Below are 20,561 nucleotides of genomic sequence, written 5' to 3'. Positions count from 1 at the left end.
ACGCGGAGGTCTGTCCGAGTGGCCGATGGAGCTGGTCTTGAAAACCAGTGGGCAGCAATGTCTCGTGGGTTCGAATCCCACGGCCTCCGCCAGCAAAAAGAAACCCGTCGAAACTTCGGCGGGTTTTTGCTTTTGTATGCGACAAGTTGTTAGTTTCTCGATAGCCGATCGCCCCATTTCCAATTCCTGACAATTCTTTGAGAGCTCTATCGCATCCAGGTTCTGTCTCTTAAACTTAGAAACTAATGTCTGAAAATCCGTTACCGCTTGAAACTTCGCGTCGCGATAAGCGCAAACCAAAACGAAAAGGTTTCGCCAGGCACGGTCGCATCAAAGTTCAGACTAAAGCTCAAGGGTTTTGGGGTTTATTCTTCAAACTGGTTGGTGCGATTACCGGTGCAGCAATTGCCGTGGTCGGCGTTTCCGCCTGGGAACTTAGCAACTCGATTAAAGCCAATGGAATCACCTTGGCTGGCGCAAAACCTATTACTGCCGAAGACCTAAAGGGCCCGCTAAACATGCTGTTGGTTGGCAGTGACACCCGAAAAGGTCAGGGTGGCGGCTATGGCAACGACACATCAGAACTGGCTGACGTAATCATCTTGCTGCACGTTTCTGAAGATCGTAAAAACGCAGTTGCCCTTAGTTTTCCGCGAGACCTGCTAGTCGAGTGGCCTGCTTGCCCAAGCACTTCCGGCGGCCCAGGTTATCTTCCGCAGAGCCTTGGCCAAATAAATGCGACTATCGCGAATGGCGGCCCAGGATGCACCCTGCTGACTGTTGAAAAACTCACCGGCGTCGACATCCCCTATTTGGCCATGATTGATTTCAAAGGTGTCATCGAGATGTCAACGGCCATCGGCGGAGTCGATGTTTGTGTGGCCGAGCCAATTTCTGACCCTTACACCAAGCTTTACTTAGAGCCCGGTGAATACAGTTTGCAGGGCAAACAAGCACTTCAGTACCTGCGCACCCGACACGGTGTTGGCGATGGCTCAGACCTCAGTCGCATTTCAAACCAGCAAACGTTTCTAACCTCACTGGTGCGAAAAGTGAAATCTGAAGGTGTTCTAACAGACCCAGTAAGGCTCTACTCTTTGGCAAATGCTGCTGCACGAAACATGAAGCTCAGCGAGAGTCTGACCGACCTTAACGTGATGGTGGCAATAGCTTCTGCTCTGCGAAACGTTGACCTCGACAAAATAACTTTCTTGCAGGTTCCTGCGCGTGGCGGTTTGCCGGCACCATATTCGGGTCGCGTTGCTCCTATTTATGAGCAGGCCAACATCCTGTTTGAAAAGATTCGAAATGACGAGCCGCTTATTTTGGCAAAAGCTAACACCGGCTCTGGTGCAATTGTGAAAGATGGCGAAACACCTTCGCCTTCACCTTCAGTTTCGGCAGATGCCGAGAGCGATGTTTTGCCAGAGTGGGCTCGAGGCACAAACGCAGCAACAACAACTTGCTCCAGCTAAAAACCACAACTAGCTCGAGTTAGAACTGACACCCCACCACATAGATAGAATTCTCGGATGAGCGAATACACCTTCCTAACAGGGCCTGCCGATTGGTGGCGTCAAGCAGTTGTCTACCAGATTTATCCGCGCAGTTTTGCTGATGAAAACGGCGATGGAATTGGTGACCTAAAAGGAATCATCAGCCGCATTCCTTATTTGAAAAAACTAGGTGTTGACGCTGTTTGGCTTTCACCTTTTTATCCTTCGGCTCTCGCCGATGGCGGCTATGACGTTGCTGACTATCGCGACGTTGACCCGCGGATCGGAACCCTCACCGAATTCGACGAGATGGTCAACGAATTGCACCGCAACGAAATTCGTATTTTTGTCGACATAGTGCCTAATCATTCTTCCGACCTGCACCCTTGGTTTCAGGCTGCCCTAAAAGCCGCACCGGGTTCGACCGAGCGCGAGCGTTACATTTTTAGAGACGGCAAAGGCGAGCATGGTGAGATTAGGCCCTCAGAACTGGTAAGCCATTTCGGCCCCACCGGCTGGACCCGCATCACTGAACCAGATGGTAAACCTGGGCAATGGTACATGCATCTTTTTGCCAAGGAACAGCCAGATTTCAATTGGGATAACCCTGAGGTGCGCGAAGACTTTTTGAAAACTTTGCGCTTCTGGTCAGACCGTGGTGTCGACGGCTATCGAGTAGACGTGGCGCACGCGCTGGTTAAGAACCTTAAAGGCGGGCACTTGCCAAACCGTTTAGCCTTTGACCTCGAGGTTATGAAAAACGATGGCACCGATGACTTATTCGACCGTGATGAGGTTCACGAAATCTATGCCGAATGGCGAAAAGTTTTCAATCAGTATGACCCACCGCGAGTTGCTGTAGCCGAGGCCTGGGTGCACGCAAATCGACGAGCTGCCTACGCCAGCGAAAAGGGGTTGGGTCAGGCTTTCAGTTTTGATTTGTTGGGCGCACCTTGGCGGGCCAAAAAGTTCAAAGAGATTATCGATTACAACTTAAAATCGGCTAAATCTTATGGTTCATCAACAACCTGGGTTTTTTCGAATCACGATGTAATCCGTCACGCCACACGTTTCGGTCTGCCAAATGGCACAAATCTGACCGAATGGTTTTTGAGCCCAGATCGCGAATCTAAAATCAACTTCAAGCAAGGGCTTGAGCGGGCACGCGCCGCTACCATGTTGATTTTGGCTTTGCCCGGGTCTACCTACTTGTACCAAGGTGAAGAACTTGGTTTGCACGAGCCACTCAATATTCCAAGTGAGCGCATGCAAGATCCGCAATGGTTTAGAAACCCAGGCAAAGCACTAAGCCGCGATGGTTGCCGCGTGCCTCTGCCTTGGTCTGCCTCTGGCACCTCGTTTGGCTTCGGACCCGGCGGTTCGCACTTGCCGCAGCCATCCTGGTTTGCTGATGTTGCAGTTGACAAGCAAGACGGAGTCGAAGGTTCAACTCTCGAACTGTATCGACAGGCATTGAGCTTGCGTCGCAAGCTGCAAACTGTTGAAGAACTTCGTTGGGTCAACCACATTTTCAACAACAAGGTTGTGCATTTTGTTCGACCAAACGGATGGCAGTCAATTACAAACTTTGGAGAGAAGTTGGTGAAGTTACCGGCCGGAAATGTTGTTCTTACCAGCCAGCCGCTAGTCGATGGCAAAATTGGGCCAAACACCACCGTTTGGCTTACCAAATAGTTTTCGCCTAGACTATTCAAGTCCGTGGAGTCGTCGCATAGCCCGGTCGAGTGCGCCCGCCTGCTAAGTGGGTAGGGAGGTTAAATCTCCCTCGAGGGTTCAAATCCCTCCGACTCCGCCACGGATGCCCGGTGCTAGCAGCACCGCCGGTTTACAACCTCACCGCAGTCGGCTAGACTGTCAAAGTTGTCTGGGCCTTTGGTTCAGAAACCTGCGCTTGAATCTCAACGCAATGCGCTTGTAGCTCAACGGATAGAGCATCTGACTACGGATCAGAAGGTTGGGGGTTCGAGTCCCTCCAAGCGCGCCAACTAAGAAGCCCCGCAATCGCGGGGCTTTTTTGCGCTTGTCGGGACTCTTCGGTCGGTCGACTCGCTTGTTCGCGAGCCGCCTTTGACCTCACCCGTTCAAGCACACCAAATGAAAAGAGACCCAGAAATGGGTCTCTTTTCATTTATAGATATGCGGTTTAGATAGCGGCTTCGATGCCCGCAATCACAAACTTCTCGAGAGTTGCTGCCTCATGAATAAAAGATTTGCCCGAGTAGATTCTCTGGGCCGCACTGTTCACAGCACCAAAAATCATGCTTCCTAGAGACGTGGGGTCAGAAACTCCAAGTTGAATTAGCGGTGAGTGCAGAGTCGTCAAGAAGAACCCGTGCATAGCCATTAGTTCGCCACGCTGCTCTTCTCGAAGGTGGGTCATCGAAATTTCACGCACTACTAGGTGGTCTGCACTCGCAAGGTGGGCGAGTGAATAGTGAATCCAGATTCGAATTTGCTCCATTGGATCATTGACGGACGCCACAATCCGGTCTATTTCATTACTTAGATCTGCCATGTCATCGATCAATAGTTCACCCAAGACGTGATCTTTGGATTCAAAATATTGATAGATGGCAGAGCGAGATAAGCCCGTAGCCTCACCTATTCGAGCCATGGTCAGCCATTCGGCTCCATGCTCTGAAACAAGGTCTATGGATGCGCGCAAAATCGCCTTTCGGCGCTCATCGGATTTTGCTGTGACCATAACCAATAAAGGTTACATCGGCGATCGCGAATCGGCAATGAATCTAACGTGAGTTAGCTTGCGGCAACTTTTGCAGCTATCGCAGCAGCCTCGATAATTCTTTCAACATCGAGGTCTGTGATCGCGCCAGAGACAAACCATGCCTCATAGGCAGAAGGAGGAACTGAGACGCCCTGATCTAGCAAGGAATGGAAGAACTTTGCGAATACCTCGGTATTTTGCAACTGAGCCTCAGAGAAATTTCTAACACGATTTGGAGTGAAGAAGAAAGAGAACAGGTTTCCGCCGGTCTGATAACTGTGGCCGACACCTGCTCGCGTCAAAGCATCAGATATGCCCTCACCTACCTGACGAGCCCTCAAGTCAAGAGTGTCGTAAAGGCTTTCGTCACAAAGTTCTAGCGTCGCTAATCCGGCTGCCGTTGCAACCGGGTTTCCACTGAGAGTTCCCGCTTGATAGACCGAACCAGTCGGGGCCAAGAGCTCCATTATTTTGGCTGAGCCACCAAGCGCAGCCAGGGGCATGCCTCCGCCAATAACCTTTCCAAATGTGAAGATGTCGGGAGTCCAGTCTTCAGTGGCAGCAAACTTGCCCCACCATCCACCTTTTGAAACTCTAAAACCGGTCATAACCTCATCGAGAATCATCAACGCGCCATATTTGTGAGCGGTATCGGCAATCAGTTTGTTGAAACCTTGTTCCGGAGGAACAACTCCCATGTTGGCTGGCGTTGGCTCGGTAATAACTGCAGCAATCTGCTCACCGCGTTCAGTAAAAAGTTCCTCCAACTGCAGCGCATTGTTGTATTCCAAAACGACGGTGTCTTGCGCCTGACCCGCGGTCACGCCAGGTGAATTTGGCAGGCCGAGTGTCGCAATTCCTGATCCGGCCTGAACCAACAAGGCATCGCTGTGGCCGTGGTAGCAGCCAGCAAACTTGACTATCAAATTCCTATGCGTCGCGGCCCTCGCCAGGCGAACGGCCGTCATAACCGCCTCGGTGCCGCTTGAAACAAATCGCACACGTTCACAAGCCGGCACTCGAAGACTGATTTCCTCAGCAAGCAAAACCTCGCCTGGCCCAGGAGCTCCGAATGAAAATGAATTTTCTACGGCTTGCGACACCTTCGAGACAACCTGAGGGTGTGCATGTCCAAGAATCATGGGTCCCCAAGAGTTGACAAGGTCGACGTACTCGTTTCCATCGATGTCCCAAATTTTTGAACCCTCGCCGCGAACGTAGTATCGAGGAGTTCCGCCAACTGACGTAAATGCTCTGACTGGCGAGCTCACACCGCCTGGAATAAGTTTCTTGGCACGCTCGTGCCACTGCTCAGATCCAAGAGTGTTGCTCATCGTTGCTCTTTCAGTTTTTTAGCGAATTCAAGTGCCCAGTATGTGCAAATGATCTGAGCCCCAGCCCGTCGAATGGAATATAGGATTTCGAAAATCGCTAACTCTCTGTCAATGACTCCAGCCTTGGCGGAAGCTTCTACCATCGCGTATTCACCAGAAACCAGGTAGGCCGCAACCGGCCTATTGCTTACAGCGGCTGCCTTTGCGATTACATCTAGGTAAACCAGCGCTGGCTTGACCATGATGAGATCCGCCCCCTCTGCTAAATCGAGTTCCACTTCAGCCAGACCCTCGCGAGTGCGTCGGTAATCCTGCTGATACGTCTTTCGATCACCATCGAGTGCAGATTCAACCGCATTTCGAAATGGACCATAAAAACCCGAGGCGTATTTGGCCGAGTAGGCGAGAATGCCGGTGTTCTCAAAGCCGCGCAAGTCAAGGGCTTTACGAATTGAAGCAACCTGTCCATCCATCATGCCGCTGGTGCCGAGCAGATCGGCCCCCGCAGCTGCTAAAACTAGGCCCATATCGGCATAGCGAATCAGTGTTGAATCGTTGTCAATTAAGCCCTGATTATCAAGCACACCGCAGTGCCCATGATCGGTAAATTCATCTAGACATAGATCTGCAACTAGAACCAAATCATTACCCACGTGTGCACGAGCTGATCTAATTACTCGGCTCAAGATCCCATTCTCTGCTGTTGCTTGGCTGCCTTTGGCATCTCTAATTTTTGGCACGGCAAAAAACATGACCGACTTAATGCCTGCACCAATAGCGTCATCGAGAACGTCCAAAAATGATTGTTCTGTATGTTGCAGAACATCTGCCATGCCTTCAATGGATCGAGGTGCCTCGAGACCTTCCTTTACAAAAATCGGTAACATCAAGTTCTTTGGCTCGAGGGTTACATCGGCAACAAGATCTCTCATCGCTTCGTTGACTCTCAGTCTGCGTGGGCGTTCAATCACTTTTGACTTCCTATTACTTTTGCGATTGTTTGGGCAACTAATTGCGGGTCTGGCCCGGCAGAAACAGCCGCCACGTTTAGTCCAAGCTTTTGGGCTTGAATGGCCGTCGCCTCACCAGCGCAAATTACTTTCACCGAAGCATTTGGGTTGAATTGTTCGAATGCACGTGCTGCACTAGGCGACCTCAACAAGACAGCGTCGAACATGCCGTCACGAACTTCGTCAACCGAGACTGGGGATTCAGATACAAAACTCGTCTCATAAACGACCTCGGATACGATCTTGAATCCGCTATCCGCTAAACGATTAGCAAGGGTTTCCATAGCTATTGAGCCGCTGGGAATAACGACCGTACCCGCCGTGCCTTTGCACATTAGGTCTGCCAGAGACTCTGAATTCGCATTAACAGGCTGCAAAACCTCGGTTGCACCTCTAGCAATCAACTGTGAGCTGGTTTGGTTGCCAATCGCAGCAAACTTCACATTGCTGTTTTTATCAAAGATTCGATCAAGCTCGTGTTCCGGCAACAGGTCATCAAAATAAGACAGCGCATTCGTGGAGGTAATTGCTAGCCAAGTTGGTCGCGCGGTTGATTTCTTAGCATCGTCGAGCTCACTGAGCATGCGCATCGCACCGGCTATGTTCTTGACCGATGAGATTCGAAGGTATGGGTCGACTCGCGAACTAATTCCCAGGGCAGCCAAATGTTGAGCATCAATGTCATTCCTATTTGCGCGAATCAATAGGACGGTCATTTCCAGGCCGCTTTCCTTGCCAAGTCGCCGCCTAGCAATTCCTTCGCCGCCTCATGTCCAAGCCTCGTTGCTGCTTCAATATCGTCAAGTGACGAGTGGGCACTTCTTTTAACAAGTTGAGATTCGCCAGTGCTCTCGACGGCTAGTTCTGTCATCAGGATTAAGGTGCCATCAACATATTTAGCGCTCGCGCCAATGGCCGTTGCGCAGCCTGCCTCTAGCCCACTCAGAACCGATCGTTCAGCAGTTGTGACTAGACGTGTCTCTGCGTCATCAAGCTCTGCGAGAAGCGATATCAAGTCTGAATCGCCCCATCGACATTCAATTGATAGGGCCCCCTGACCAGCGGCAGGCACAAAATTCTCGGTCTCAAATATTTCGCAGACAGCATCAGATTTGTCGATCCGGTTCAGGCCGGCCATAGCAAGCAGCGTGGCATCATATTCTCCGCCCTGAACCTTGGCGATTCGGGTGTCGATGTTTCCGCGAATATCGGCAATGACTAGGTCGGGCCGACTCTGACGGATGCTTGCCGCGCGCCTAGGGGATGAGGTGCCAACAATTGCGCCCGATGGGAGCTCGTCTAATCGAAGATTGTTTTTGCTAACTAAACCGTCACGAGAATCTTGACGACTTGGCACGCACGCAGTGGCAATCGCCGGATGCGGATTTGCCGGAAGGTCTTTCATTGAATGGACTATGAAATCAACTTGGAAATTTAACAATGCGTCTCGCAGCGCATTGACAAACACACCGGGAGTTTTGGACTCACTAAGTGGTTCAGTGCTCAAATCGCCATGAGTTTGAATAAGAACCTCTTCAATCTCAATCTCTGGGTGAAGTCGCGTTAGCTCGCCAGTAAAAATTCGCGTTTGGGTTAGGGCCAGCAGGCTGCCTCGAGTTCCTACACGCAATTTAGTTTTCTTCATCTGACCGATCACCAATCTGAATGTCAAAGAGCAATTTCACTGCGCGAATGTAGTCCTCATGGTTGCCCGCCATAGCCAACTCTTTGGCCTTGACTGAAGGGGCGTGAAGCAGAGCGTTGGCCACTCTTCGAAGTGATTTCTCAACATCCACAGCTGCATCATCTCCAGATTTTCTGCGGACGGCGTCAACTTCTCGGTCCACCCAAATCCCTACGTGAGCATGCAGTGCGGCCAAGACTAGGTCGACGGAATTCGACGCCGACTGTTCTTCGAATTCAGCCGCAGCAGCATTCACAATTGCCTCCGCGCTCTTTATGGTTTCGCGATGTTCCTTGGGTGCATGTTGCTTTAGTTCCTCAAGGTCGATGACAAACATCCCGGCTACTGACCCGACCAAGGGCTCTACATCGCGACTTAAGGCCACATCGATCAAAATTAGATCTTGCCTGATCCCTCTTCTGGCACGAAGGTCGGCCACCTCTTTCGAAAGTTGCAAATCTATAGCGGGATCAGTGTTTCCGCTCGCACAAACAACGAGATCAACCTTTGCCATAGTTTCGACCAAATCAGCCTTCGATATCGGCTGCGTGTGGTGAGTCTCGGCAAATTTTTCAGCACGCCCAGCTCTCGAGAAAACATAAATTTTCTCAACACCTTGTCGTTCCATAGCGGCTAGCGAAACTCGAGAATAGGCTCCGGTGCCAACCAACAAAGCGGTTTTGCCTGAAAGTCCTTGCAATTTTTTGTCGGCAAGCTCTAGCGCAGTTGTGATAACTGAACGACCAGAGGCCCCTAAGTTCGTTGTGTTAGTAACAAGTTTTGCCACTGACGAAGCCTTTTGAAACAGTTGATTTAAAGCCTTAGACGAAAAACCCAAGCGGTGAGCTTTTCCAAGCGAGCGTTTTACCTGCCCTGCTATTTCTTGTTCGCCGACAATCATCGAGCTAAGGCCGGCTGCCACAGAAAACAAATGCTTTGGCACAGCATCTGCATACAGAACTTTGAGAGTGCCTTTAATCTCGTCAGTAGTCTTATTCAATTTATTGGCGATTACTTCGCTAGCGAAATCAACGGATGAATGAAACTCTGAGGCTTCGAAATAGACTTCAAAGCGGTTGCAGGTAGCCAGAACTGCGACACCATCCAGGGGAGAGCCATCAGATTTGAGGGCTACGAGGATCTCATCAGCTGAACGCTCGAAATGCTCGAGGCTGGCTAAAGCGGTGTCGCGAAAATCTGTTCCTAGGTAAACAAGAGCCACACTCAAAAAATAACAAGTGCCTACCTGACACTGTGTCAGTTTTTTGACTGTAGTTCTTTTGATAATTGTGTCGTGACTCTAAGCCCTCTGCATCCATTGAACGCTGGACTGACCGATAATTCGGCGTTGATTTCAAACCTTCGTGGGCGCCGAACATCACCGCTGCCAATTTGGTTTATGCGCCAGGCCGGCAGATCGCTGCCCGAGTATCGCAAGCTCCGTGAGGGAATCCCGATGTTGGATAGCTGCCTAAATCCTGACCTGGTAGTGGAAATTACCTTGCAGCCGGTGAGACGCCACAATGTAGATGCAGCGATTTTCTTTTCTGACATTGTTATCCCGCTAAAACTGGCTGGCATCGATGTCGATATCAAAGCTGGCGTTGGTCCAGTAATAACTCGGCCAATTGCAACCAAGGCTCAGGTTGAGGAACTCCGACTAATTCCTGTCGAGGCATTCTCGCCAATCGTCAAATCTGTAGAGCGTCTAGTCGCGGAACTTGGCAAAACGCCACTTATTGCGTTTGGCGGCGCGCCATTTACGCTGGCCTCCTACCTAATTGAAGGCGGCCCGTCGAAAGACTTGCCAAAGTCTCGGAGCATGATGCGCAACGAGCCCGAACTCTGGGCAAGAATCTTGAAATGGTGTGCCGACGTAACGGCGCAGTTCATAGTGGCGCAGGTTGAGGCTGGTGCGAGCGCCCTTCAAGTATTTGATAGCTGGGCAGGCCGCCTGACCGAAGCTGAATACCGAGAGTTCGCAATGCCATATTCCCAGCGTCTTTTCGACCAGCTTCAGCAGCTCGTTGACTCGACCGGGCAGCCGGTTCCGCGCATCCATTTTGGTGTTGGAACTAAGTCGATTCTGAAGGACATGCATCAAGTAGGTGCGACTGTAATTGGCGTGGACAGCGCCACTTCGCTAGCCGAGGCAAGCGAACTTCTGGGTGGCGAGGTGGCAGTTCAGGGGAACATCGACACAGATAGATTGACCGACGATTGGATTGATCTTGAGCAGCACCTTCGTGAAGTGATAGCGGATGGCGAATCTGCTATTGGTCACGTTGTGAACCTCGGGCACGGAGTGCCAGCCGAAACCAACCCAGAAGTGCTCACAAAAATCGTCGAATTTGTTCACGCTCACACATCTTGATTCCATGAATAAATTCGATCGCGTTGTAATCGGTGCCGGGTTCTCGGGTTTGCTCGCCGCCTTTCGTGCAGTGGGTCGCGGTGAAACAGTCGCAGTTTTTGATTCGGCAACTAGTGCCGGCGGGCTAATTCAGCAAGTCGAAATGCCAATCAACAAAGGATCGATCAAGGTTGACTCGGGTGCCGAATCTTTTTCGATTGCGGGTGCTGGCTTCGAGCGACTCGTCAACGATCTGGGCGTTGGTGACAAGGTCGCCTATCCGTCTAGAAATGATGCTCGAATTGTGAATTCCAGCGAGCAAAAATACAAAATTCCACACGGATACTTCGGAATTCCAGCCTCATTGAACGATGTTGAATTGGACGAAATAATCTCGAAAGCGGCACTAGATCTCGCCAGAAAACTAGACTCAGTGAGCCCGCCTAAGTCAGATGAATTAGCGGCAATGACCATAGCTCAATTGGTAGAACTGCGACTGGGTTCAGAATTTGTTGACAAGCTTGTTGACCCAGTTATAGCTGGGATTCACGGATCTTCAGCCCGTGATCTCAATGTTCGTGCAACCTTGCCGGCACTGATTGCCAGTTTTCAAGAAACCGGTTCGCTTACTGAAGCTGCCTCTGCATTGCGCGGCAATGTTGATAGGCCCGGTTCGGCTGTCGCCGGTTATGAAGGCGGCGTTTTCCGATTGGTTGAAGAAATGACCAACCGCCTAAAACAGATGGGCGTTCACTTCGAATTCGATCGAGTGGTCTCAGATCTCGATGAGTTCTCAAATCAGAAAATCACTTTGGCGACATCACTTGTTGCTGCCCAAAAGTTGTTCAAATTGCCATCTGACGATTCTCTCGAAGCTCAGGTTGATTCGACTCTCGTCATCGCTTCGGTTGAATCAAATCAATTAAATGGATTGCCACTGGGTAGCGGCGCCCTAGTCAGCGCAAGCAGCGGCTATATGACCAAGGCGACAACCCACTTAAATGCAAAATGGAAATGGATTTCGAACGACTTGGCGAGCAACGAACATCTCATTCGCTTCAGTCTCGGCAGGGCTCGACGCGAATCGGCGATTGGCGTGGCCGATGAGGAATTGTTCGAACGTGTGAGGCTCGAGGCCTCAGATATTTATGGCGTCTCAGACATCAGATTCAAATCGATGCGCACTGTCCGATGGCCGAGCGCACTCTATCGACCAAGCGAAGAAGTCAAAAACTTTTCAGCACAACTCCAGACCCATGCGGAGAATCTCGGGGTTGAGGTGTGCGGCAGCTTCATCAGCGGCAACGGGCTTTTAGGCATCATCAGAGATCACCACGAGAGGATGGGCAATGAATCAGTCAAAATTTGACGCAATCAACCACACGATTCGATATACAAATTGGAGCGCATTCAAATTAATCGAAACTCCCGACGCGGGTGAGCAGGCGGCCAACGAATACCAGGATTGGCTTGCAAGTCTCGAGAAGAGAGACATCACCTTTCGCGGGGCCTATGACATCCGTGGCTTTAGGGGCGACAGCGAACTATTGCTTTGGCTGCACGCCAGTGAAGCTGAGTTGGTTCAACAGGCACTTCGAGAATTCAGCCAGCTGAAATTCGGCACCGCCTTCAAGTCTCACTGGGCAGGAATGGGTTTGCACAGGCCAGCTGAGTTCAATCGGCAGCACGTTCCCGGATTCATGCTTGGCAAAGAGCCTAAAAAGTGGCTTTGCATGTATCCGTTTGTTCGCTCATATGACTGGTATCTAATTCCAGAGCAAGAGCGACGGGAAATGCTGATTGAGCACGGAGTGGCTGGTCACAAATACGAGGGAATCACCTCAAGCACCGTTGCGGCATTTGCCCTCGGTGATTATGAATGGCTCTTGGCGCTCGAATCAAACGAACTTCACGAAATCGTCGACATGATGCGCGACCTTAGATATACAAAAGCTCGCATGCACGTGCGCGAGGAACTTCCATTTTTCACCGGCCGACTAATTGACACAGCAAACCTAATTAAGGATTTCTAATGACATACGACGCAATTCTCCTAACCTCTTTCGGTGGCCCAGAAGGGCCAGAAGAGGTGATGCCATATCTTGAGCGAGTCACTGCCGGTCGCGGCGTGCCCCGCGAAAGACTCGAAGAGGTTTCGCACCACTATCTGGCTCTAGGTGGAGTGAGCCCAATCAACGAACAGAACCGAGCTCTGTTGGCTGCGATGCGTGAGCACTTTCCAAAGCGCGGAATCGACGTTCCGATTTATTGGGGCAACAGAAATTCACATCCGTTTTTTGCTGACGTTGTGAAACAAATGTATGAAGACGGCCACCGCAATGTGCTTGCTTGGGTCACCAGCGCATACTCCTCATATTCGGGTTGCCGCCAGTATCGAGAGAATCTTGCGGGTGCGCTTGAAGAGACTGGCTTGGTCGGCAAACTGAACATTGACAAAGTTCGTCACTATTTCGACCACCCTGGATTCATCGCCCCAATTGCCGATGATCTTGCAGACCAGATTCGCAAAATGCGCGAAAGTGGCCTGGGCACCTCAGACATAAAGATTATGTTTGCGACACACTCAATCCCGACTGCAATGGGCACAACTTCAGGCCCAGAATCTCGACGAGAAGAGTTTGCCAAAATCGACGCAGAAGGCGGTGCCTATGCGGCCCAACACTTAGCAGCTGCTGAGGTGACGATGAATATTGTCGAACTGAAGCTGGGCGAGACCCTGCCAGACTGGTCGCTTGTCTATCAGTCACGTTCTGGTTCGCCATCAGTGCCTTGGCTTGAGCCAGACGTAAATGATGCAATTAACGATGCTGCTGATGCTGGGGCAAAAGGTGTGATTGTTGTTCCAATTGGTTTCGTGAGTGACCACGTCGAGGTTATTTGGGATCTCGACAACGAAGCCAAAGAAACGGCGGATGAACGCGAACTAAAGTTCGCTCGTGTTGTAACTTCAGGCGTTGCTCCGGAGTTCGTCGATGGCATTGCAGATTTGGTTCTTGAGCGCCTCGCGGGTGGAGAAAAAGCTGCACTTTCGGCACTTGGCCCGTGGTCAGACAAATGTGCGATGAATTGCTGCCCAAACCTGCGCAGGGAGTTACCTGTTATTGGATAAACCCTCAAGGTTCCGTTTATATTCCGTTCAATGGACGGAAACGGACGGAAATGGGCATATATGCAAAGGGTGGCTTGACTAATAAAATACTGGGGCACATTGCCACTCAGGCTTTATATAGAGGTATTACAACATAACTGAGGATCAGAAGGTTGGGGGTTCGATTCCCTCCAAGCGCGCCAACCCCGGTTCTCAATTGAGAGTGCCGGGTTTTTCTTTGCACAAATTTAACTTCGAAGAAAACTGATTTTCTTAGCAGCCATAATTTGCCGAATGCGAGCAATCGAAGATTTGCCTAAGCCATGCATCGATTGAAGTTCTTCAAGAGTAATTTTGCGCAGGTCTGAAACTTTATAAAGCTTGGCGTCTACTAGTGCTCTTCTGGCGGGGCCGCTAAGCCCAATCTTGCGCCACTCACTGTCGAACTTTTCGTAGTCGATCATCGGCTTTTTCTCGATCTGGCATTTTGACGCCAACGCTTCATCCAGATTGCCAGCAGTGTCATGAAGGTGAGAATCGCAACCAGTTGCGCAAGGGCAACCGACCACGGCACGTTGACATACCACCAGTCAATTGGTGGCAAGACCACGACAGCAAGAATCAGAAGGTGCAAAATGTAGAGCGCAAGAGCGTTCTCACCCCACCAGCATAGAAAACCGCGTTTGTCCGGATAGTTTTGTGAGATCAATTCGGAAATTAGTAATGCGGCTGCACTGATTGCCAAAGTGAGCAAAACAAAACTAAGCGAAACTCGATGTTTGCTTACCGGAACAACAACCGATGAAACGATTGCCGCCACAGTCAAAGTTGAGATTGCCACAAGGTATTGCTTTTGATCCTTGCGCCAAATGTCAGCAACCGCGGTTGAAAGCACCAACAGTGCGGCCCACGAAATTGCACCGAACGGGCCACCGTGTGATCCTTCCAGCACACTTTGCAACATGGACGCATCCAAGAGAATTTGATAGCCGATCAGCATGATTGTGCCAATAACTAAGCGGCCCCAAGTGGGGATGCGGATAAAAATCAAATTGATTAGGCCTGCAACACCTAGTGAGAGCAGGACACCCCAGCCTGGAGTGTCACCCACCACTAGGGAACCGATCGAGATGATTGCACCAATGCCCACCAGGGAGAGGTAGCGCACAATGAAATGCCGGTAAGCAGCTACTGGGTCGTGGGCGAATCTTCGATTAAAGGATGTGCCGTAATTCAAGCCGATCACAAAAACGAACGCTGGTGCGACTGTGTCGGCAATCGTAAACCCGACATCGGGCGCATGTTTTAGAAAAGCTGGAACCCACTGGATGCCACTGAGATAGTCGCCGATCACCATCATGATGACCAGCACCCCCCTGAACCTGTCGATTGACAGGCTGCGCTCTGCCAATGCAGTTCTTGCCACACGCGTCTTGTGGGAAGGACCGCTTGTCTCGTTCAACTGGTTCACCAATCTGCTTTTTCTTCACTTTAGCCTCAGGCACTTTGGTTCTAAGGGTAACTATCGAGCACGTAAAAATCTCTTGGTCTATTTGAAAGAAAAAGGCCCCCAACATTGGGGGCCTTTTCAATTCCGCGAGTGTGTGATTTCTAGTACACGAGGTTGACCAGCACTCGACGGTATTTGCTGCTATTCACTTTTGTAGTTTTGCCAACGGCCTTAATTGAAACGGCCTCGCCAGCTCTGGCAGCAATATAGTTGCAAACTTCTGTTGCTCGCCTTGTTGCCAAATTACGGTCTACCTTTAGCACTGTTGGACCCATAGTGTTTCCCACGCAGGAAATTGCCGTGGCATTTTTGGTCAGTAAAGCATCAAGCAAACGCTTGCCGCTCTTGGTGAGTTTCCAAGAGCCTCCGGCAAATCCATTGATTATCAAAGTCTTTTTGGCTTTCACCACAGGAGTTTGTTCACTAACCGGAACCGGAACCGGAGTTGCGTTATTTGTTGCCGGAGGTGCAGTAGAAATTGACGCTCCGGTTACACGTCCAGTTTGGTAAACGCCGCTCAGCAGAGTGCGCTGCGTGATGGTTGCTGATTGTCCATCGCCTAGCCCGGTGACTAACAACTTTCGAATAGACCCAGTTGTGCTAACGATCGTCACAGCTCCTGCTGAAACAGTGGGGGTCTCCCATGTCACGTTTGCATCATAGTTTGTGATGTTTACTTCAAAGCCATCAGCGGTTGACACTGGGGCGCTGAAGGTTGGTGTTGGTGGCACATTTGCGGCGGTGATTACCGGGTCTTCGGTGAAACGAAGTATCAGTTCTCCGGCTCGCTCAGCCTTGCCAATTTCCCGAACCGAATCACCAACAATTTGCCAAGCTGTAGCGCCGGCAACAATGGATGAGTTCATTAGCGTCAAAACAATAGGCGTGCTCGCATCTTCGACTATTTTTGGCGTACTGACATCGTCGCCCTTTGACCAGGTTACGGCAAGGTTTACGAAGTAATCACGCTGATTATCGATTTTTGATTTAGCCAATTGGTCATCGAGTAAACGCCAGAAAATAACCTCGGTTCCGGCCGCCAATGCGCCTTGCGGAATTTGGATCCGAACCGAGTTGTCACTACCAGCGGCCACCGTCAGGTCAATACTTTGACCATCAACAATATTCCAGGTAAGCACCTTCGATCTGCTTCCAGGCGTGACGCCAAGAAGTGAGTTTTGAACCCACTGAGCTGTAAGAGTTGGGTTGGTTGCACCTACGGTGTAAGTGGCACCGGGCGCATACGAGGTGTTCCCCTCTTTCCACCCGGTGAAAGTGAAGTTATGTCTGGCCGGACCAGGGGGAACGGTGAATGTCGCCCCGGCGGTAAGCGTTGCTCCAGACGGCATGCCCGTAACCGGGGCTAAAGTACCCGCTTCGTAGGTGAGGGTTCGCTCTTGAACGATTCCTGCTTTTACCGTGATTGGCAAAGATGCCGATCCGGCACCGAATGGATTAATCGCGCGCAGCTTCACCTGATAGGTAACCCCATTTGTTAATCCTGGAATGGTGATTGGTGAGGCCGTTGAGGCTGGGTTGCGGGTGATCCAGGTAACCCCGTCATTGATGGTGTAGGCGTAGTTGGTTACCGCGGCACCGCCATCATTTTCTGGCGGACTGAAATTGATTGAAACCGACCCGTCACCAGCAGCATAACTTTGGTTTGATGGCCGATCCGGTGTTCCAGTAGGAACCACCGATCGACCGTACGATGAGGCAGAGCCAGCGCTGTTATTTGCGGTAACCCGCAACGTATACGCGGTTCCATTGGTTAGACCTGTAACTGTTGAGGTTCTTGAGGTGCCAGGCACGGTGCCGAAAACTTTATAAGAAGAGTCGGGCTGACTGGTTTCTTTGTACTCAATTAGGTAATTGTCAACTGCTCCGCCTGCCGCCGGATCCTTCCAGGTGACAGTTACTGAGCGGTCTCCAGGTGAGACCGGTAGGTTGGCGTTGGTCAGTGGATACCTAAACATGGCCGCTGTCGCGTCTGGGATATCCCAAGCTCCGTCAGGTATTGCAGGCGAGAATCTTGAGCCAGAGCAAGAGACTGAACAGGCGGGTTTGGGGTTTGGAATCAGTGGATGATCGTTTCTGGTTGCCGCACTCCAGACCAAGTTTTGGCTCGCTGCTTGCGCGTCTGCTAGTGAGACAGAATATGTTCCCGAAGCAATCGCATTTGCAGAAGTTTCGTAGTTGGCAAAGTGTTTGTGAAATACCAGGTAGCCAGAGTGGTAAATGTCACGGGCATCATTAACACTTCGACCGACTGCTACTTGCCCCCCAGGGTAGTCAAGTAGGGGGATGTTGTTGAGCACACCATTCCAGTCTTCCTCTCCACCCATGTTTCCGCTTGCCTGTGTGTAGAAGGGAGAGTTACCACCCATCGGGATGATGTAGATGAAAGTCTCACCGGCTAGCGGATACACATCCAGGGTCTGAATGTTGTTTACTTGGCTGGGCCAGTCGACGTTGTTTTGATAAAAGAGACGGGTAATCTCCTGGTCGTTACCCATAAAAACAGCGAAGTCGTTGTCGGCCAAAACTTTTAGTTGAACCTGATTAAAAACCGGACCGGCTGGCGGTTGTGGGGCACTAGCAGTTGCCGCAGTCGGCACCAGCGCTTGCAATAAAGCCAAAACTAGAGCGGTAATAATTGCCTTGAATTTCATCTCTACCCCTGAAATCATCTGCAAATCCGAAACCTTCGGTTAGGCGAATGGTAGGCAGAATCAGGGGAAATTTGGTTTGGAGCATTCAACTGTTCATTGTCCGGACATACATGTGTATATCCGAACATTTTGAATTAAAAGCGCAGGGTCACCGCAAGAACTGTTTGATTCTCTGCACTGCTAAGAGACCAGGTGCCATCAAACTGGCCGACCCAGTCTTCGATAATCGCAAACCCTGCCCCGGCCACCGGATTTGGCTGGAGCAGAACGCCATTATTTTTTACCAGAATTTCAAGCTGGTTCGAATTCTCAATCACTGTTATCGATACCTGATCTGCGGCGGCGTGTTTCGCAGCGTTCAAAAGGCCCTGTTCGACAATTCGGTAGCAGGCCAACTTCAACTGTGGGGTCAGATTGCCGTGCTCGCTTAGCTTCAGTTGCACCTCGATGACATTCAAGTAGCTGGAAAGCAAATCTTCTAGGGCCGGTCGCAAAAACGGGCCGGTAAGTTCGGGAGCTAATTGCTTTGAGACACTACGCACATCAAACTGGCGAATGCGCTCTATTTCTTCAATGTATGCCTGAGCCACAGAGCGATCTTTGTCACTTAGTTTTTCGATAAACCGCTGCATCTGAATACCCAAAAGAACTAAATCAGATTGCAGTCGATCATGCAGGAAATCGGCAATCTGGCGGCGAACATCCTCCTGCGCCGAAATTAGTTTTCCGCGCTGCACCTCAAGAGAGGCCTTAGCTGCCTCCGCGACTGCTACCTGTTCAGCCAGTCGAGCATTAGAAACACCCAGGCTCACTTGCACCGTTAGGAAAAGCATTGATGCACCGATAAAAACTCGAACCGCCGTCGCCGGGTCTTTCCAATACTCGGGAGTTAGGTCACTGATTGAAAGTATTCTCGCCAGTGACATTGCCGCACCAAAAAAGGCACCACCCAGCCAATACAGAGCAGTGCTTTGTTGAGGAAATTTCTCGGTGAGACGTTTGAAAATACTGAGAACAACTAGCCCGAAGATAAAACCCAGCAGAACTGAAGGCCCTGTGACTAAAAGTTGAATTAATTTTACGGTTGTTCCTTGGGCTCGAGCAGCTGCAGCCAACACCGCAAAATTCACCAGAATTTGAAAAATGGTTAGCACAATTACCGTTGGCATTGGCCGAATTGGCCACGATTGAAATGCCAAATTGAAGCCGGGCCAAATTTTACTCATGGGCTAAAGTTCGCGAGTTTCTCGTAGGTAACGCAAGACCGCTGCGGTTCTAAGGTCGGTGCCCGGTTTAGGGTTTGGGATCAAAATCTTGTAGCACTTTGATAATTCTTGGCGAACCGTCACGGGCGCTAGTGAGAGTTGTTTGGCAATTTCTGTAGCATCAAGACCGGTGGCAGCTAGCCCAATTACTTGTCGCTGTCGGGTGCTCAATTTACTACTCAGGTTGTCACTTTCCAAAGCTTCGATGTGCGTATTCGAGTCAGATACGGTCAGTCCTTTGGCCGTCGCCTTCAAAACCTCGACCAAATAATCAATTGATAACGTTGCAGATTTTTGGATAGCTGCCCAACCGTAATCGAACTGCCCGGGAAGATTGCTGAGGTAGTTTTTGGTGATGTTTTGTGAGAGCAAAACAATGCCCAGGTGTTCGTTTCTTTCACGAAGTCGAATCGCTAATTCAACACCGGATATTGACTCTGGCCCCAGAGAGATGTCGACAAGGGCTGCGTCAAATTGTTGTTCTCCGGCTATTTTGAATGCTTGGTTTGATGAACTGGCTTTAGCCAAGATCTCAATTTCGGGATGCACCGAGAGCGAGTTGCCGAGTAAGCCCAATAGTGCTTCGTCATTCTCGATATAGAGAATCCTCAAACCCCTGGCCATGCTTCCTCCCTCATCAAGAACTTAGCAGCCAGAACACAAGTTCATTGAGTCACGAACATCTGTTACACGCTTGCCAGCGATGCTTATTTCGAAGCTTTGTCAACTTTTTTGCTTGACCCAATTCGTTCCCAGATGAACATAGTCAGCGTTACCAGGGCGAACCCGAAAAATAAGTCTTCAATTGGTGCGAAGGCAATCCTCGTGCCGGTAATCACCTCGGGATTGTAGGTCACAATCTCTTGACTGGTCAGGTAACCGTTCGTTAGCAACTGGAAGAACACCACGATTGAATAAGCAATCCAGAATTTGCTCGAAGAGAAAAGTTCGGTTTTCAAAACGGCTACTCCAAAAACAAAAACTGCAATTAGAACAACTGCCGAAAGCAGAGTGTAGGTAATCACGCTTCATTCCTCTTCAAATATCTGAGCCAGCGTTTCACTGTAGGCAAAAAGTTACTAACGCCTTCGAGGGTTAGCAGCCCGGCAATAGGTACGACGATGAAAAATAAATACTCTTCAAGAGGGATGCCGAATGGCCCAAAGATACCGATGGTTTGCTCTTTCGAAAAGAACCAGTGGTCATTGGCAATCGCATACGCATCCCAGGCGATGAACAGTGGAATGGTTAGCACCAAAGTTTTTAGCAGCCTTTTTGGGTCACGAAGCACTCGAAGTCTGAAGGCAAATTCAAGCCAAAAAGAGGCGACAACAACGAAGCCCAGCATCACCAAGTAAGACCAGTGACCAAACAACTGAAAA

At 50.3% G+C, this 20,561-nt stretch carries 19 protein-coding genes and 3 tRNA genes; 9 read left to right on the top strand and 13 right to left on the bottom strand.

Annotated elements, in window-relative coordinates; all coding sequences use genetic code 11:
• Positions 1 to 4: 4 nt before the first annotated feature.
• From A4Z71_RS06565 to A4Z71_RS06545, 5 genes are all read left to right on the top strand, one after another.
• Positions 5 to 92: transfer RNA gene (locus tag A4Z71_RS06565), tRNA-Ser, on the top strand.
• A gap of 153 nt (positions 93 to 245) precedes the next feature.
• Positions 246 to 1,475: an LCP family protein gene (locus tag A4Z71_RS06560; protein WP_070955092.1), complete on the top strand. Its 1,230-nt coding sequence runs from the start codon at positions 246 to 248 to the stop codon at positions 1,473 to 1,475.
• A gap of 57 nt (positions 1,476 to 1,532) precedes the next feature.
• On the top strand, positions 1,533 to 3,191 hold the full coding sequence (locus A4Z71_RS06555; RefSeq protein WP_070955091.1) for a glycoside hydrolase family 13 protein: 1,659 nt from the start codon (positions 1,533 to 1,535) through the stop codon (positions 3,189 to 3,191).
• A 26-nt stretch (positions 3,192 to 3,217) separates the two neighbouring features.
• A tRNA-Ser gene (locus A4Z71_RS06550) sits at positions 3,218 to 3,312 on the top strand.
• A gap of 113 nt (positions 3,313 to 3,425) precedes the next feature.
• Positions 3,426 to 3,501, top strand: a tRNA-Arg gene (locus A4Z71_RS06545).
• A gap of 159 nt (positions 3,502 to 3,660) precedes the next feature.
• On the opposite strand, the gene A4Z71_RS06540 is transcribed toward A4Z71_RS06545, so the two are convergent.
• The 6 genes from A4Z71_RS06540 to A4Z71_RS06515 are packed head-to-tail and all read right to left on the bottom strand — an operon-like array spanning position 3,661 to position 9,492.
• The gene (locus A4Z71_RS06540) at positions 3,661 to 4,221 is read right to left on the bottom strand and encodes a TetR/AcrR family transcriptional regulator (RefSeq protein WP_070955090.1); all 561 of its coding nucleotides are present in this window, start codon (positions 4,219 to 4,221) and stop codon (positions 3,661 to 3,663) included.
• Positions 4,222 to 4,274: 53 nt separating this feature from the next.
• Positions 4,275 to 5,576: a glutamate-1-semialdehyde 2,1-aminomutase gene (hemL, locus tag A4Z71_RS06535; protein WP_070955089.1), complete on the bottom strand. Its 1,302-nt coding sequence runs from the start codon at positions 5,574 to 5,576 to the stop codon at positions 4,275 to 4,277.
• A complete protein-coding gene (hemB, locus tag A4Z71_RS06530) occupies positions 5,573 to 6,547 on the bottom strand; it encodes a porphobilinogen synthase (protein WP_084028456.1) in 975 nt (324 codons plus the stop codon). Before hemB ends, hemL begins: the two co-directional genes overlap by 4 nt.
• Complete coding sequence (locus A4Z71_RS06525) at positions 6,544 to 7,302, bottom strand: uroporphyrinogen-III synthase (protein ID WP_070955088.1); 759 nt, start codon at positions 7,300 to 7,302, stop codon at positions 6,544 to 6,546. The genes hemB and A4Z71_RS06525 overlap by 4 nt, the downstream gene beginning before the upstream one ends.
• Positions 7,299 to 8,231, bottom strand: coding sequence for a hydroxymethylbilane synthase (hemC, locus tag A4Z71_RS06520; protein ID WP_070955087.1), 933 nt, complete (start codon positions 8,229 to 8,231; stop codon positions 7,299 to 7,301). The genes A4Z71_RS06525 and hemC overlap by 4 nt, the downstream gene beginning before the upstream one ends.
• The gene (locus tag A4Z71_RS06515) at positions 8,218 to 9,492 is read right to left on the bottom strand and encodes a glutamyl-tRNA reductase (protein WP_070955086.1); all 1,275 of its coding nucleotides are present in this window, start codon (positions 9,490 to 9,492) and stop codon (positions 8,218 to 8,220) included. The genes hemC and A4Z71_RS06515 overlap by 14 nt, the downstream gene beginning before the upstream one ends.
• A 72-nt stretch (positions 9,493 to 9,564) precedes the next feature.
• On the opposite strand from A4Z71_RS06515, the gene hemE reads away from it, so the two are divergent.
• Genes hemE through A4Z71_RS06495 form a run of 4 tightly spaced genes read left to right on the top strand, consistent with a single transcriptional unit; the run spans position 9,565 to position 13,753 of the window.
• Positions 9,565 to 10,644 carry a uroporphyrinogen decarboxylase gene (gene hemE / locus A4Z71_RS06510; RefSeq protein ID WP_070955085.1) on the top strand — a complete coding sequence of 360 codons (1,080 nt, stop codon included), beginning with the start codon at positions 9,565 to 9,567 and terminating at the stop codon, positions 10,642 to 10,644.
• A gap of 4 nt (positions 10,645 to 10,648) precedes the next feature.
• On the top strand, positions 10,649 to 11,992 hold the full coding sequence (locus tag A4Z71_RS06505; RefSeq protein ID WP_070955084.1) for a protoporphyrinogen/coproporphyrinogen oxidase: 1,344 nt from the start codon (positions 10,649 to 10,651) through the stop codon (positions 11,990 to 11,992).
• On the top strand, positions 11,973 to 12,656 hold the full coding sequence (gene hemQ, locus A4Z71_RS06500) for a hydrogen peroxide-dependent heme synthase (protein WP_070955083.1): 684 nt from the start codon (positions 11,973 to 11,975) through the stop codon (positions 12,654 to 12,656). Before A4Z71_RS06505 ends, hemQ begins: the two co-directional genes overlap by 20 nt.
• Positions 12,656 to 13,753: a ferrochelatase gene (locus A4Z71_RS06495; protein WP_070955082.1), complete on the top strand. Its 1,098-nt coding sequence runs from the start codon at positions 12,656 to 12,658 to the stop codon at positions 13,751 to 13,753. The genes hemQ and A4Z71_RS06495 overlap by 1 nt, the downstream gene beginning before the upstream one ends.
• A 227-nt stretch (positions 13,754 to 13,980) precedes the next feature.
• Here the strand turns inward: A4Z71_RS06495 and A4Z71_RS06490 are convergent, their stop codons facing one another.
• The 7 genes from A4Z71_RS06490 to A4Z71_RS06465 all read right to left on the bottom strand — a co-directional run bounded on the left by A4Z71_RS06490 (position 13,981) and on the right by A4Z71_RS06465 (position 20,554).
• Positions 13,981 to 14,196 (bottom strand): helix-hairpin-helix domain-containing protein, encoded by a 216-nt coding sequence (locus A4Z71_RS06490; RefSeq protein WP_084028454.1) that lies wholly within the window; start codon positions 14,194 to 14,196, stop codon positions 13,981 to 13,983.
• A complete protein-coding gene (locus A4Z71_RS06995) occupies positions 14,193 to 15,158 on the bottom strand; it encodes a heparan-alpha-glucosaminide N-acetyltransferase domain-containing protein (protein ID WP_145943928.1) in 966 nt (321 codons plus the stop codon). The genes A4Z71_RS06490 and A4Z71_RS06995 overlap by 4 nt, the downstream gene beginning before the upstream one ends.
• A gap of 185 nt (positions 15,159 to 15,343) precedes the next feature.
• The gene (locus A4Z71_RS06485; RefSeq protein ID WP_070955081.1) at positions 15,344 to 17,932 is read right to left on the bottom strand and encodes a fibronectin type III domain-containing protein; all 2,589 of its coding nucleotides are present in this window, start codon (positions 17,930 to 17,932) and stop codon (positions 15,344 to 15,346) included.
• Between the two features lie 116 nt (positions 17,933 to 18,048).
• Positions 18,049 to 19,140 carry a sensor histidine kinase gene (locus A4Z71_RS06480; RefSeq protein ID WP_070955080.1) on the bottom strand — a complete coding sequence of 364 codons (1,092 nt, stop codon included), beginning with the start codon at positions 19,138 to 19,140 and terminating at the stop codon, positions 18,049 to 18,051.
• A 3-nt stretch (positions 19,141 to 19,143) separates the two neighbouring features.
• A complete protein-coding gene (locus tag A4Z71_RS06475) occupies positions 19,144 to 19,803 on the bottom strand; it encodes a response regulator (RefSeq protein WP_070955079.1) in 660 nt (219 codons plus the stop codon).
• A gap of 83 nt (positions 19,804 to 19,886) precedes the next feature.
• Positions 19,887 to 20,204, bottom strand: coding sequence for a lycopene cyclase domain-containing protein (locus A4Z71_RS06470; protein WP_202816206.1), 318 nt, complete (start codon positions 20,202 to 20,204; stop codon positions 19,887 to 19,889).
• On the bottom strand, positions 20,201 to 20,554 hold the full coding sequence (locus A4Z71_RS06465; protein ID WP_202816205.1) for a lycopene cyclase domain-containing protein: 354 nt from the start codon (positions 20,552 to 20,554) through the stop codon (positions 20,201 to 20,203). Before A4Z71_RS06465 ends, A4Z71_RS06470 begins: the two co-directional genes overlap by 4 nt.
• Positions 20,555 to 20,561 lie beyond the last annotated feature (7 nt).

The sequence above is a fragment of the Candidatus Rhodoluna planktonica genome (assembly GCF_001854225.1).
Classification (GTDB): domain Bacteria; phylum Actinomycetota; class Actinomycetes; order Actinomycetales; family Microbacteriaceae; genus Rhodoluna; species Rhodoluna planktonica.
Note: the sequence above shows the minus strand (reverse complement) of the source record. Positions and strands in the feature narration are given on the sequence as shown.